The sequence below is a fragment of the Vibrio sp. genome, assembly GCF_047973365.1.
Classification (GTDB): Bacteria; Pseudomonadota; Gammaproteobacteria; order Enterobacterales; family Vibrionaceae; genus Vibrio.
On sequence record NZ_JBKEBW010000090.1, the window covers coordinates 1 to 14,381 of the forward strand.

The window sequence follows — 14,381 nt, forward strand, 5'->3', positions numbered from 1 at the left end:
AATAGCTTGATATAAAAGTGAAACATCAGCCTCAAACAAAGCGTCTAGTGTCCGGCCAAGGACGTCATCCGTTAAATGGTGGGCTTCAATGTCTTTCGCGAGCAATCGTGCAATCGGTTTTGTCTCAAAAAAGTCGGAAAACATATGCAGTGTTCGACTGTGAAAGCCTAATCCGTTCAGGATCATAGCGAGTACGGCATCACCGTGAGAGACATTGTGGTCAGACGTTTTAGGAATAATCCGGTCAATAATACGAGGTAAGCCAACTTCATGACAAAAAGCAGCAACTAATCCAAGGTGATCTAAGCGTTTAATGACAGGTTGTGAAATAGGCATAGTGAGCGACCCTTAAATAACAGTAATAGATCAAAACTGAGGATCGGGGTCAAGAGCGTGCTTACATTTTTTATCATTAGTGATCACGGGATCACACTATTTTAAATCTCAAATTAGCTGCGGAATAACGGTTCGAAAAACAGCATGAATTTTTGAACAATATTTTGGTTTGCGGGGAGCCGATCACCTTACGTGTGCGAAATTCACTGGTTAACTTTAAGAATAGAAATATTCTCGGCTCTATTATTGTGCGTAATGCCGAATTGGCGATGAAGTATATCAAAGCCAATAATGTGTTTACTGTTACCTATTCATCGTTTATGTCGCTGACTTCTGAGCGCCATTTTAAAATTTCTAATCTACTGAATACTGCATTAGATAATAATGAATTTTATATTCACTACCAACCTCAGGTCAGCTCGCTAAGCGGCAAAATTATTGGTGTTGAGGCATTGATACGTTGGGAAAATGAAGAGTTAGGTCAGATTTCACCGACAGACTTTATTCCTATCGCCGAGAAGAAAGGGATCATCGGCGATATTTGTGATTTTGTGATCAATCGGGCTTGTGCTGATATACAGGAAATTAGCCCGAATGGTGAAAATGCTCTGACGATTTCGGTCAATATTTCACCCAGTCAGTTGATGAGCAAGGGATTTGTTGAGAACACGATGCGGACCATTAACCAGACAGGTATAGACCCACACCGCCTGGTTTTTGAAATCACCGAAGGGACGTTCCTCGGGGATGTGCCGGGCACCGTCGTCATTATTGAACAACTAAAAGCGTTTGGTATTAAATTTTCAATTGATGATTTTGGTACGGGTTACTCATCGCTGAGCTATTTGTCGAAGTTACCGGTTGACGAAATTAAGATTGATAAGAGCTTTATTAACGATTTGGCCAAAGACGAGGATGCTTACAAATTAGTGAAAAGTATTTTTGCTGTGGCGAATATTAAAGAGTTAACCATTGTTGCTGAAGGTGTTGAGACGCAAGAACAGTCGCAGATTTTAACCAATTTAGCCTGCCATTTGCTGCAAGGGTATTACTTTTCTAAACCGGTCGGTTTTAAAGAACTGCTCAACACGATCAATGAAAATATAGAAAAAATTAATGGTTCTGCCAAATAAATTATTATGAATGACTCATTTAATCCATGTTCCGTAATCGGCGAATTATCCTTATGATGAGCAATTTTTTATATATTATGCGCAAACTGGTCATTATTGCTTTGAGCATGTGGCTACTTCCTGTGTTTGCCCAGCCGGTTTATAAAGTCGCGACCTGGGGTGACGATTTTACCAGTCATATCCTGTTTGATTATGCGGCTAAAAAATTAGCCATTGGTGTTGAATACGTCAATTATTCTTCACATTTGCAGGTGATCGACGCGGTGGAACGTGGCGAGGCCGATTTCGCGGCTAACATCAGCTATAACGAACAACGTCAGCAGCGGGTGGCATTTTCTGAACCGACGAATGTCATGTCTGCTTTCTTTTACTACAAGAATATGCGTTTTACTGAAAATGATGTGAGTCGTGTTGCCATCAGAAAAGGAAGTGAATACCTGCGTAATGTTCAGCAGTATAACGATCAATTGAGCGTTACTGAATTCAGCGAATTGTCGGAAGCGATCGCATTGCTGGAAAGTGGTCAGGTTGATGGTGTGTTGGGCTCCATCAATCATATGAGTGCTATGGTGGAGCAGAACTATATTCCCTTTATGGTTAACCACCGTATGGTGATACCGCCGGTTTCTGTCATTGCTACTAAGGGTAAAGAGCCTGAGTTATTGGCACAACTGGCGCAGTTGTTCCAGTCCAAAGAGGTGCAAGAACTGTTGCGTGAACGGGTCGCGCGTTATCAGCATGCGATGCAAAAACGTGTTTTACAGCAATTGGTTGTTGCTAAAGGTATCGACCCTTCTAAACCTTTACGGGTTAAATTGGAGGATTATCCCCTTTATGTTAACTACCATCCAAATGGTAAGGTGGATGGCATTAGTGCTGAAGTGGTCGCCCAAAGCTGTGAACTTATGCAATTACGCTGTGACATTGTCAGTAAATCTGGTGAAGCCTGGCAGCATATGTACAATGAGCTTAAAAGCGGTGATATTGATTTGCTTACGCCCATCGTGGAGACAAAAACGCGGAGCGAAGATTTTTACTTCAGTCGCTACTATTATCAGCCACAAGCCATTATGGTAAAGCGTCAGGGGTATAAAAATCGGGTTTATCGTTCGGTGAATGAGATGTTGGCGGAACGTATCGGGGTGATTGAAGGCGCGTTTTTCGATCAGTTACTCAGCCAAAAGTTACCGACAAGCAATATTTATACTTTTCATTCTCAGCGAGACCAAATTGAAGCGCTAATTAATGGCGACGTTGATTATATTACCATGACACAGATGTCTTACCGTAAGTTGCTCAGTGATAGTGAATACCTGCTACCCATAGTGAAAGATGAACTTATCGGTGTTTTCCATTCCTACAACCACAGCATTGGTTTCACGCGCTCGGAGCAGGGAGCAAAGCTGGAATCACTCTTCACGTTGGCGATTAAACTCCTAGATGTTGAAGCGATCATTAATAAATATAAACAGCAAAAAGACTGGCAGACCAATCTGTTTCTGCAACAAAAGGCCGCTCAGCGTATGCAAATCGCTTTTAGTGTTGTCTTGGTTGTTTTATTGCTTGGTGGCTGGACCTGGTATCGTCGGGCTATGATTGATGATTTGACCAAACTCAATAATCGTGCAGCGTTATACCGCTATCACCGTAAGGGGTTAACTGCTGGTCAGGTTTTAGTGTACATGGACGTTAACCGCTTCAAACATATCAATGATAATTATGGGCATAAGATCGGTGATCAGATATTGATCTTTCTGAGCAAGATGATTAAGAAACAGTGGCCGGGACGAGCTTACCGTATCGGTGGTGATGAGTTTATTTTGATTGGCAAACTGGATGAAGATGAACTCTCCTCACTGATGATTGATATCGGTCAGTTCGACTATGTCAATTCAGATAATGGTGTGCAAATCAAGGTTAAGACTTCCTTTGGTATCGTAACAGGAAACAAGGTGGCTGTGGATATTGATCATGCTATGCACCAAGCCGATGTCGCAATGTATCAAATGAAGCAACAACGGCATACCGAGAAGAAAAATAGCGCCTAGGTTCCTTGGGTATTAAAAGTCGTCAGTATGATTCAATCTTGCAATATTGAGATATTTCCTACGTTAAGTTCACTTTCGGGTGCACTGAGCCGGTTCGTTAAGCAAGGTAAAATGGGGGCGGATAAAGGCTGTTTTACTGGTGAATTGATTTTGCGAGTTTGGATTGTTTTACTACTGATAATTTGTAATACAAGCTTCGCTGCTGTGACTCCTGAACGCTATCGCATTGCGATTACTTCAGGTGATGTGGTGGCATTAACGCTGTTTCAAGCTCTGGAAGAGAAATTAGGTCTGGAGTTTGACTACGATTGGCACACAAGTATGAGTGACACGCTCTCATCGGTGATCCGTGGCGAAGCGGATTTTGCCGCCAATTTTGTTTATCTTGAAGAGCGTGCCGGGCTGCTCGATTTTTCCGACCCGACCAATGTTATTTACTCACTTTATTTTTATAATCAGCCAAAAGAGATCGATGAAATAGAGCGTGTCGCCGTGCCCTATGGCACCGTCTATGCTGATATTCTGCACCGGGATTATCCGAACGTTCGTCTGGAAATGTTTAATAGCTTTGAACAGGCTTACGAATTACTGAATTCTCACCAGGTAGACGGTATCCTTACGACACTATCAAGCCTGGATCTGCTGCTGGAAGGGAGCTTTGCGATTCTTGTTAACCATCAGTTATCCATGCCTCCGGCAAGACTCATTGCTCCTAAAGGTCGCCATCCTGAATTGCTCAATCAGTTAGCTGAAACGGTACGTGGTGAAGAGATACAGAGAAAAATCCGTGAAGTGGGTGAGTTCTATCATCTCAATATCCGCAAACAAACACTCGCCTTGCAATTTCAAAATAGTGGTTTGGATGTCAACCGCAGCTATCGGATGAAAGTAGAAGATAATGCTCTATTCTCTGCTTTTCAGGCTGGGGGAGGTGTTGAAGGGATCGCCTCTGATATTGCTTTTCAAGCGTGCGATTTATTACACATCTCTTGTTTGTTGGTCAATGAGTGGGATGAACCATGGAAGCAGATGTATCAAGACTTGCAACAACAAAAGATTGACTTACTACTGCCTATGGCAATAACCAAAGAACGAGAGCAATTATTTAATTTTAGCAAACCTTATTACAGCCCGAACGCAATTTTGGTGAAGAGAAAAGGTTACAACCATAATGCATACCACACAATCTCAGAATTAGTTGGTGAGCGTATTGGTGTATTACAAGGGAAGTTTTTTGAAACATTATTGAATAAGATGCTACCGGGCAAGACGCTTTATACCTATAAAAGTCAACCAGCCATGTTACAGGCATTATTGGATAACAAGGTCGACTATATCTTTGTTACCCGGGTGACATTTAATCAATTTTTACGCGAATCGAAACAGATTCTGCCGATTGAAGAAGACAGAGCAATAGGGCCGGTTTATTCTTATAATCTGTCGATCGGCTTTCCCGCTAATGAAGAGGGTGAAAAACTAGCCACCTTCTTCTCTGCGGCTATGCAGCTGATTGATATTCCTAAAATCGTTAGTAAATACGACGCTGTGCCAGATTGGTATCACACCACAGTTAAACAAAATCAAGCACAAAAATATAATCAGATGATCTTTCTGCTTGGGTTGATTGTGGTTATGGGGTTTGTTGTGATTTTTTATCGACGCTCTATGATTGATGATTTAACCCATTTGAAAAACCGACGAGCCTTGAATTTTCGTTACCGTCGAGGGGTGAGTAACAATTTGCTGTTTGTCTACTTAGATATCAATAAATTTAAGTCTATCAATGATACCTATGGGCACCAGATAGGTGATAGTGTTCTGAAACAACTGGCAAAACAGATCAAGCGTCACTGGCCGGGACAAGCTTATCGTATTGGTGGTGACGAATTTATTCTGGTCGCAAAATTGAAATCCGCTCCTTCTTTAGCCGATATTTGTGAGTTTTATTTTGCTAATGAGCAACGCGGCATCAATATGTTGGTTAAAACATCGGCAGGGGTGGTTGCTATTAATCAAGACATGTCTTTGGATGCAGCACTGAACCTGGCTGATGTCAAAATGTATCAGCATAAAAAAGGTCTTATTTGAGGCAGTGTAATATTATTATTCGCGCTCTTGTTTTGAATTCTCTCTTCATCTCGTTTAGAGTCTTTAGTCTGATAAATGTCGTTAAAAAGACATGGCTCGTTACAGAACAGTAGCTCGTTAAAGAGAAATAACTCGACAAGGAAAGCAGAGTGAAGAAACCGGCGCGAAATCTCCATCCCTCGCTAACCATAGCTAAAGCACCTTCTGAAGTGTTTATGAACTTTGAAGCCTTCCTATCAAACACAGAAACGCGGGTTCACAGTCACTCTTGGGGTCAAGTTCAGCTTATCGCTGGTGGTATATTGGAAATGGAAGCGGAAGATACCCGATTCCTAGCACCGCCACATCTTGCGATATGGGTGCCAGCGGGAACGCGCCATAAGAGTTTCAATCGAAAGCCTCTGGATTACTGTTCAATCAATATTTCGCTGGAAATGACACACGCTTTCCCGACCAATACGAGTCTGATTACCGTTACGCCGATAGTCACCGCAATCATCGACGATTTTCGTATGCGTGAAATCAGTGTGGCAGAAAGTGATGAAGATAAACGTCTGTTACAGGTATTGATTGACCAGCTTGCGACACGAGAAATGCAGCAGCACTTTTTACCGTCGAGTCATCATAAATATCTGGCACCGATCTTAGCGGCGGTGGAAGAGAATCCGACCGATAACACCAGTTTGCAACAATGGGCAGAGCGAGTGCACGCGACTGAGCGAACACTTGCCCGCTATTGTCAAACGGAGCTCGGTATGAGTTTTACCGAGTGGCGATTGCGTGTTCGCTATCTCCATTCCATGGATTTGCTGCGTAGCGGGCAGTCGGTGAAAGAGGTTGCACTGACATTGGGATACAACCAAGCCAGCCCGTTTATCGCGATGTTTAAAAAATACTCCGGACAGACGCCGGAGCAGTATAAGAACCGGTTATTGACCTGAAACTTTACGAATAACATAATCCAGCGCCCCAACCACAGCAGCAACCTGAGCGTCGTTACACTCCTCGTCGGTTACTTTTGGGCTGTCAGGGTAGACTTCTGTTGTTGTGCCGTATTGGCAATTGGTTACGCCACCGCATAGCCCAAGTTTCTTCATTGGGTAAAGAATCACACCCTGTTGAACCACATCTGAGCCGATGATCTGTCCATTGGCATCAGCCGGAGCAATGTGCGTCACTTTCGCAACCGATGCAATAACCGCCGCTTGGAACTCAAGTTGTGGCAATTCAGTGTCGCCAACGGTGTAAAAACCGTCTGGAATGCTGTCGGCTTGGTAGGCGATACCATCGCGAGCCGCTAAAGCCGGGCGAAATTCTGTTTCATCAGTGTCTGTGGTTTCATGTAAATCGATATGAACCAATACTTCTTGCGGCAGGCTGGCGACTAATGCCATCAGATTGGCTGCCTCTTCCGCAGGGCTATCAGCATAAAACGAACGGTTAGGGTCAATCGCGTTTGGATTCCAGCGGTTGATGGTTTCGTATCCCCAAGGGCTGACACAAGGTGCTGCAATAATATTGAAGTGCTGCTGGTAGCGCTTGGCTTCGGTAGCCATGAATTTCAGTGCGCCATGAACGCCACTGGTTTCGTAGCCGTGAACACCACCGGTAATTAATACGGTGGGTTTATTCTCATGCCAATTCTTGCTCTTAATCGCGAACAACGGGTAACGCTCTTTGTCATATGACAAGGCACCATACTGCTGCACAACAAATTCGTTTTCCAGCGCTTTGATTTTTGCTACAACTTGTTGTTGATATTCACGTTTAATGGTTGTGGTTGCTCGCCATTGTAGGCGTTCATCCTCTCCCCATTTTTGACCAGGGGTTCCGATTGGGTAAGCTTGTGAATTGTTCATTACTTTCCTTGGAATAATTATTCTCATGCCATAGGATGAGCGTTGTTAAAGATGTTTCATCATTTCTGACAGGCTGCTATGTTACCTGTTGTTTTGTTCAAACCCAAAAGAGAATCTTATATGGCTGGAGCTAGCTTACTCACTTTGTTAGACGATATTGCAACTGTGCTTGATGATGTGGCTGTGATGTCGAAAGTGGCAGCAAAGAAAACGGCGGGCGTGTTAGGTGATGATTTGGCCCTGAATGCCCAGCAGGTTTCTGGTGTGGCTGCAGAACGAGAAATACCGGTGGTGTGGTCGGTGGCGAAAGGCTCGTTTCGTAATAAAATGATCCTTGTACCTGCGGCATTGGTGATCAGCTCTTTTGTTCCTTGGCTGATTATGCCTTTATTGCTGCTAGGTGGTCTATTTCTCTGCTTTGAAGGTGCAGAAAAAGTGCTAGAGAAGCTGTTTCATTCTGCTCCGCAAAAAGAGCCAGAAGAGGCAATGGCTGAACTAAAACAAGTCAGCGTTGAAGAGTACGAAAAAAGTAAAATAGGTGGTGCAATTCGTACCGACTTTATTCTTTCTGCTGAAATTATCGTGATTGCTTTGGGTACAGTGCAAGGCAAAGAGATGATGACGCAAATCGTAGTGGTAAGCCTTATCGCCATTATTATGACGGTAGGCGTTTATGGTTTAGTAGCTGGTATTGTGAAACTCGATGACCTTGGCTTTTATCTGGAAAGGAAATCTAAAGGTGAGGGTTTGTTAGCAAAATTGGGTGGCGTGCTGGTTTCGTTTGCGCCTAAGCTAATGAAAGGTCTGACTGTTGTTGGTACCGCAGCAATGTTCTTGGTCGGTGGCGGCATTGTTGTTCATAACGTGCCGTTCATTCATCACTGGGTCGAACCTATTATTATGAAACTGCCTGACTTAAGCTTGGTTAATGCCTTGGTTCCCACTTTACTGAATGGCATCATCGGCGTTGTTGCTGGTTTAATTGTGGTGGCGGGTATGGAAATCATCCATAAATTAAAAGGACATTAATATTTATTTGGTGATTTGTCGCTAGGCGAATAGACTAGCGCTTTTCCAAATTGGGTGACAACTGTTATGCAATGCGAGTTCTTTACTCAGCAATTATGTACTTCCTGCACGAATTGCGCTCAGCCTTATCAACAACAGGTTTCTGTTAAAGATGCCGAGCTGAAGAATTTGCTCGCTGACCTTAATCCAGAGCAGTGGTTATCGCCCGTCACTAGCAGTGAAACTCGCTTCAGAAACAAAGCTAAAATGGTGGTGCTTGGTGCAGCGCATGCACCTATTCTTGGTATCGAAAACACGCTTAATGGTGAGCCGCTTTCTTTAACGCATTGCCCATTGTATCCGCTAGAAACACAGCAATTACTGAGCTATTTGGAAAACTGGATCCGTATTTCAGGCATCCCTCCGTACAACAAAAACAAAAAGAAAGGTGAGTTGAAATTCATCTTACTGACTCGCAGTGAGCACGATGGAAAGTTTATGTTACGTTTTGTGGCACGCAGTAAAGAGGTATTACCGCGTATCACCAACAATTTGCACCGCTTGCTCGCAGATTTTCCTAACATTGAAGTAGTTTCAGTCAATATTCAACCTATACACATGGCGCGTTTGGAAGGGGATGAAGAGATCTTTTTGACCGAACAAGAGTATTTGATTGAGCGCTTCAACGATGTACCACTGGTTATTCGTCCTAAGAGCTTTTTCCAAACCAACCCGAAGGTTGCACAATCGCTTTACGCGACGGCAAGAGAGTGGGTAAGGGAAATTGCACCAAACAAAATGTGGGATCTGTTCTGCGGTGTCGGTGGCTTTGCGCTGCATTGTTCAACGCCAAAAACGGAAGTGATTGGTATTGAGATTGAGCCGGAAGCGATTGCCAGCGCGGAACGCTCTGCGCAGGAGATGGGTATTGATAACTTAAGTTTTGCTGCGTTGGATTCCGCTCAGTTCTCTCATTCACAAAATTCAGCGCCGGATCTTGTGCTGGTCAATCCACCACGCAGAGGTCTTGGTAGCAGTTTGACGGACCAGTTGGAAGCGCTTGCGCCGAAGCATATTGTTTACTCAAGCTGTAATCCTCACACCATGAAAGAAGATGTGAAGCACTTACCGAGCTACAAAGTGGTTAAAGTTCAATGGTTTGATATGTTTCCGCATACCAACCACGCAGAGGTGTTAACGTTATTGGTAAGAGGCAGCGACTGATTATTGGCAGGCGCATTTTAAGGTTGATGAGTACTATGGCATTTCGGCTCTTTATTTTTCTTCTATCACTGTCCATTAGCTGTGTTTCATTTGCACAAACTGAAGTGCAGCATCAGCATTCGATAAGGGCTGATTTAGTCAAAGTCGATAAATCCAAGCGTCGCATGTATTTGCTTTTTCAAGGTGAAGTATTTAAACAGTATCGAATAGCGTTAGGTAAAAGCCCTAAAGGTCATAAGTTGCAAGAAGGTGACCAACGCACACCAGAAGGACGTTATTATCTCGATGAGATTCTTCCAGAATCGCAGTTCTACCGTGCAATGAAATTAAATTATCCCAATTTAAGGGATAAAAGGCGCGCAGAAGCTGACGGTGTTGACCCTGGCGGTGATGTTGAAATTCATGGCTTGAAGGAAGGTTTCAACGGTGATCCCAACTTCATCCAAAGCTTTGATTGGACCAATGGTTGCATCGCATTAACCAACCAAGAAATGGATGAATTCATCACACTCGTGCCGATAGGTACGCCGATAGAGATTGAATGGTAGATTTGGGTAGCAAAAAGGGGTAATGAATACACTTACCCCTTTTGTCGTTTAACGTAGAATTATCTACAACCCACTTGTCATGTGTAAACTGTAGAACAAACCTCGGCCTACTAACTCAGAAGCTAAAATCAGTACCAGAGCAATAGCTAAGTTGACCTGATTAACGCGCGACTCATTTATCATTGGCAATACCCATATGAGTAAGCCCGCTAATAATAGGACAACCTGAACGCCAAGATAACAGCCTAAACCATTAACCAATTCCGATGCTTTTACTACCGAGCTTTGAATATCACCAACAAGGTTCGCTTTACCAACGGTTACAGCCAAACTGATTGTGACGGCAACAAATGCCAATATGATGATATTACGGTCGATCGTGAAGTGAGTGTCATTAGCAACAACGATAACCAGTTGTGAGAGTAGTAAACCTCCAACAACCATCGTCATGATAAAACTCAGCGGGGTGTATGCATTAAACCAAGTTGGAATGGTATCAATCATGTAAACATTGATCATTGAGTACATAAAGACACAGCCCATCGCCATCGCCGCAACCATTAACGCTTTTTGTACACCAGCACTACCTTTATTCAATACTGACAGCAGCCATTGCAGACCACCAACAGCAAAGAACGCAGCACCAAAAAACACCTCATTTGATAACCAAGCCGAACCCAGTTGATTAAAGGAGTTAAACGCACGTAACGGTGAGCCTAAGTGAGTCAGAGAGAACAAAAAGCCTAGACCCATAATTGCCCAAAGCACAAACATCGGCACTTTATAACTGTTTATTTGGTCAACATCATATCCCTTAACTAGAGCACGAGCGCTGACAAGTAGGTAAGCACCAACAGCAGTTTGAGCTAATACGGTGAAAAAGATTAAAGAATACTCATGGAAAATCATCTTAAACCTCCTTCGGGTTTGCTAGGAAACCACTCGTGTCGCCAGTCGGCTTGGCATTTTTGTTTAGCTTAATCACAATGTTTGGCAAGGTTAAACTTGATGATGGTAGTGGAGCAACATCAGCCGTTGAGCCATATTTCTCACGTAGAACTTGAATTTCACCAAACTCAAGCGCTCGTAGTGGGCAAGATTCAACACAAATAGGTTGTTTACCTTCTGCTACTCGTTCATAACAGCCGTCACACTTAGTCATGTGACCTTTTTCTTTGTTAAATTGCGGTGCGCCGTAAGGGCAAGCATTACTACAATGCTGACAGCCAATACACACATCCTCATTAACAACCACTAAACCATCTTCTGCACGTTTATGCATTGCACCCGACGGACACACCTTGACACAAGCAGGGTTTGAACAGTGATTACATGCAATAGATAAGTAGTATGAGAACACATCTTTTTGGATCCATGTGTTACCATCTTGCACAAAACCACCACCAGCATATTCATATACACGGCGATAGTTACGCTTGATATCTAAATCGCGGTAATCTTTACAAGCAAGCTGGCAAGTTTTACAACCTGTGCATTTACTTGTATCTATGTAAAAGCCATATTGTTTCATTACAAACCTACCTTACGCTTTATTAACTGCTTTGATTTGAACCAAGTTAGAGTGCTGAGGATTACCCTTGGCAAGCGGACTTGGACGCTGAGTGGTTAACACGTTGATTGAACCTGCGTGATCCACCTTCTGACCATCCGGTGAATACCAGGCACCTTCACCTAACGCAACAACACGAGGCAAAATACGCGGTGTCACTTTAGCCGGAATATGAACTTCACCACGATCGTTATAAATGGCTACCATGTCGCCGTTCTTAATGCCGCGCTCTTGTGCATCAATCGGGTTAATCCATACTTCCTGACGAGCGACAGCTTTAATTTCTGCTACGTTACCGTAGGTTGAGTGACAACGCGCCTTGTAGTGGAAGCCCGTTAATTGCAGTGGGTACTTCTCAGCAAGCGGGTCGTTATGACCTTCAATTGAGTCAACATAAATGGGTAGTGGGTGAATCACTTCGCCCTCTTTCAATTCCCACTCTTTCGCAATATTCGCCAATGTTTCAGAGTAGATTTCAATTTTACCACTTGGTGTGGTTAGCGGATTCGCTTGTGGATCTTTACGGAAATTTTCATAAGCAATGAAATCACGCTGATACTGACGCTTATAGATACCAATCTTTTTCATCTCTTCGAAAGTTGGCAATGAAGGATCTAACTTGCGAGTTTCAGCATACAAATGTTCGATCCACTCTTCCTGAGTTCGCCCTTCTGTAAACTCTTCACCGACGCCCATGCGTTTTGCAATTTCAGAACACATTTCATAAATGCCTTTCGCTTCAAACTGAGGCTCTATGGCTTTTTGTGCATAGATAAAATACGGAGCATTTGATGCTTTGCCATCCATCGCCCAGTCATCTTGTTCGGATGTGGTTAAATCAGGCAAGATAATATCCGCGTATTTTGCAGAAGAGGTCATATGGTTATCGATCACCACAATCATTTCACACGCTTTATCGTCTTGTAGGATGTCGTGAGTGCGGTTGATATCTGCATGTTGGTTAACCAGACAGTTACCTGCGTAGTTCCATATCATTTTGATTGGATTTGCTAAACGCTCTGCACCGCGAACACCATCGGTTTTATCTGTCATTTCATGGTGACGATAGATAGCATCTGTCCATAAGAACATTGAAATGGATGTTTTGATTGGATTTGCTACTTTTGGAAAGCGTACAAACGGGATGCTGATATCACTTTCACGCGCACCAGTTGAACCGCCTGTAACACCCACAGAGCCAGTTAACAGCGATAGCATAGCAATCGCACGCGAAGCTAACTCACCATTAGAAGTACGTTGTAACCCCCAACCTTGATGGATAGCACAAGGCTTACTTGTACCCATTTCACGCGCGAGTTTAACAATGGTATCAACAGGGATACCGGTAATTTTCGATGCCCATTGCGGTGTTTTTTCTACACCATCTTCACCTTTGCCTAAAATGTATGACTTATAGTCACTGTTTTTAGGTGCTGATTTAGGGAGAGTTTTCTCGTCATAACCGACACAATATTTATCAAGGAAAGCTTGATCAACTAAATCTTCAGTAATTAATACGTGCGCTAAAGCAGCGACTAGTGCCGCATCGGTAGAAGGGCGGATTGGGATCCACTGATCTTCTCGACCGCCAGCAGTATCGGTGTAACGCGGATCGATAATGATAGTTCTGGCATTCGACTTATTTTTGCTCTCTACATAGTGATGTATTAAGCCTCCGCCAGACATACGTGTTTCGGCTGGATTATTACCAAATTGAATATTCAGTTTAGTATTTGCCAGATCAGAGAACGAGTTGTTCAGTGCCCAGCCACCATAGGTATGGTGTAAACCCTCCGCGATTTGGGCTGTGGAGTAGTCACCATAATGATTTAAGTAACCACCACATAGATTCATTAAACGCGCGACAAGAGTGGATGCTGGCGGCCATGATTTAGTCACGGTACCACCTAGCGTACCTGTACCATAATTCAGGTAGATAGAGTCATTACCGTAATCTTTGATCAAACGTTTCATCGTTTCAGCAATTTCATCGTATGCTTCTTCCCAGCTAATACGTTTAAATTTGCCTTCACCACGTTTACCCACACGTTTCATTGGATACTTCAAACGATCTGGGTTGTAAACACGTCGACGCATAGAACGACCACGCAAACAGGCGCGAACTTGCGGGCTATTGCCAAATTTGTCATCACCAGTGTTATCTGTTTCAACGTATTTTATTTCACCATTTTGCACATGCATACGCAGTGGACAACGAGAACCGCAGTTGACGGTACATGCACTCCAAATAACTTTTTCGTCGTTAACAGGCTCAGCTGCATTCACTGAACTCGATTTAAAAGGTAGGCTAATACCACTGGCTAACGCTGCCGCGCCACCTACGGCAGACGTCGCTTTAATAAACCCACGACGAGTCAGGCTCATTAATTCAGATTGCTGTTTTTGTTTCGTCATAGTTGGATGCCTCAACATAATTTACACTTAACACTTTAGTGGTAAATTGTTGTTGTTCAAATGGTGACAACAGTTCCAGTTGATATAAATCAAAGTGAATATTAATTTAACTTTTTATTGCCTTTTATTAGATGCATTTTGAGCCGCATATG

Annotated in this window: 12 protein-coding genes; 7 read left to right on the forward strand and 5 right to left on the reverse strand. The window is 43.3% G+C overall.

Going from position 1 to position 14,381, the window contains the following annotated elements; genetic code table 11:
• On the reverse strand, positions 1 to 336 hold a 336-nt coding region (locus ACK5MF_RS11895), incomplete at its 3' end, for a DUF4277 domain-containing protein (RefSeq protein WP_416922472.1).
• 152 nt (positions 337 to 488) lie between these two features.
• On the opposite strand from ACK5MF_RS11895, the gene ACK5MF_RS11900 reads away from it, so the two are divergent.
• The 4 genes from ACK5MF_RS11900 (at position 489) to ACK5MF_RS11915 (ending at position 6,546) form a co-directional block, all read left to right on the forward strand.
• A complete protein-coding gene (locus ACK5MF_RS11900; RefSeq protein WP_416922474.1) occupies positions 489 to 1,469 on the forward strand; it encodes a putative bifunctional diguanylate cyclase/phosphodiesterase in 981 nt (326 codons plus the stop codon).
• A 53-nt stretch (positions 1,470 to 1,522) separates the two neighbouring features.
• Positions 1,523 to 3,517, forward strand: coding sequence for a GGDEF domain-containing protein (locus ACK5MF_RS11905; protein ID WP_416922476.1), 1,995 nt, complete (start codon positions 1,523 to 1,525; stop codon positions 3,515 to 3,517).
• A 27-nt stretch (positions 3,518 to 3,544) separates the two neighbouring features.
• Positions 3,545 to 5,605, forward strand: coding sequence for a diguanylate cyclase domain-containing protein (locus ACK5MF_RS11910; RefSeq protein WP_416922479.1), 2,061 nt, complete (start codon positions 3,545 to 3,547; stop codon positions 5,603 to 5,605).
• 149 nt (positions 5,606 to 5,754) lie between these two features.
• Positions 5,755 to 6,546 carry an AraC family transcriptional regulator gene (locus ACK5MF_RS11915; protein WP_416922481.1) on the forward strand — a complete coding sequence of 264 codons (792 nt, stop codon included), beginning with the start codon at positions 5,755 to 5,757 and terminating at the stop codon, positions 6,544 to 6,546.
• On the opposite strand, the gene ACK5MF_RS11920 is transcribed toward ACK5MF_RS11915, so the two are convergent.
• Positions 6,535 to 7,464: a M14 family metallocarboxypeptidase gene (locus tag ACK5MF_RS11920; RefSeq protein WP_416922483.1), complete on the reverse strand. Its 930-nt coding sequence runs from the start codon at positions 7,462 to 7,464 to the stop codon at positions 6,535 to 6,537. The two genes, ACK5MF_RS11915 and ACK5MF_RS11920, sit on opposite strands and share 12 nt — an antisense overlap.
• Before the next feature lie 120 nt (positions 7,465 to 7,584).
• Here ACK5MF_RS11920 and ACK5MF_RS11925 point away from each other — a divergent pair, with 120 nt between their 5' ends.
• From ACK5MF_RS11925 to ACK5MF_RS11935, 3 genes are all read left to right on the forward strand, one after another.
• Complete coding sequence (locus ACK5MF_RS11925) at positions 7,585 to 8,493, forward strand: DUF808 domain-containing protein (RefSeq protein ID WP_416922485.1); 909 nt, start codon at positions 7,585 to 7,587, stop codon at positions 8,491 to 8,493.
• 66 nt (positions 8,494 to 8,559) lie between these two features.
• On the forward strand, positions 8,560 to 9,696 hold the full coding sequence (gene rlmC, locus ACK5MF_RS11930) for a 23S rRNA (uracil(747)-C(5))-methyltransferase RlmC (protein ID WP_416922486.1): 1,137 nt from the start codon (positions 8,560 to 8,562) through the stop codon (positions 9,694 to 9,696).
• Between the two features lie 35 nt (positions 9,697 to 9,731).
• The gene (locus tag ACK5MF_RS11935) at positions 9,732 to 10,244 is read left to right on the forward strand and encodes a L,D-transpeptidase family protein (protein WP_416922488.1); all 513 of its coding nucleotides are present in this window, start codon (positions 9,732 to 9,734) and stop codon (positions 10,242 to 10,244) included.
• A gap of 63 nt (positions 10,245 to 10,307) precedes the next feature.
• Here the strand turns inward: ACK5MF_RS11935 and ACK5MF_RS11940 are convergent, their stop codons facing one another.
• Genes ACK5MF_RS11940 through ACK5MF_RS11950 form a run of 3 tightly spaced genes read right to left on the reverse strand, consistent with a single transcriptional unit; the run spans position 10,308 to position 14,229 of the window.
• Positions 10,308 to 11,153, reverse strand: coding sequence for a dimethyl sulfoxide reductase anchor subunit family protein (locus ACK5MF_RS11940; protein ID WP_416922490.1), 846 nt, complete (start codon positions 11,151 to 11,153; stop codon positions 10,308 to 10,310).
• A gap of 1 nt (position 11,154) precedes the next feature.
• Entirely contained in the window at positions 11,155 to 11,775 is a 621-nt protein-coding gene (locus tag ACK5MF_RS11945; RefSeq protein WP_416922492.1) for a DMSO/selenate family reductase complex B subunit, read from the reverse strand.
• A gap of 12 nt (positions 11,776 to 11,787) precedes the next feature.
• Positions 11,788 to 14,229 (reverse strand): DmsA/YnfE/YnfF family dimethyl sulfoxide reductase, encoded by a 2,442-nt coding sequence (locus ACK5MF_RS11950; RefSeq protein ID WP_416922494.1) that lies wholly within the window; start codon positions 14,227 to 14,229, stop codon positions 11,788 to 11,790.
• Between the last annotated feature and the right edge of the window lie 152 nt (positions 14,230 to 14,381).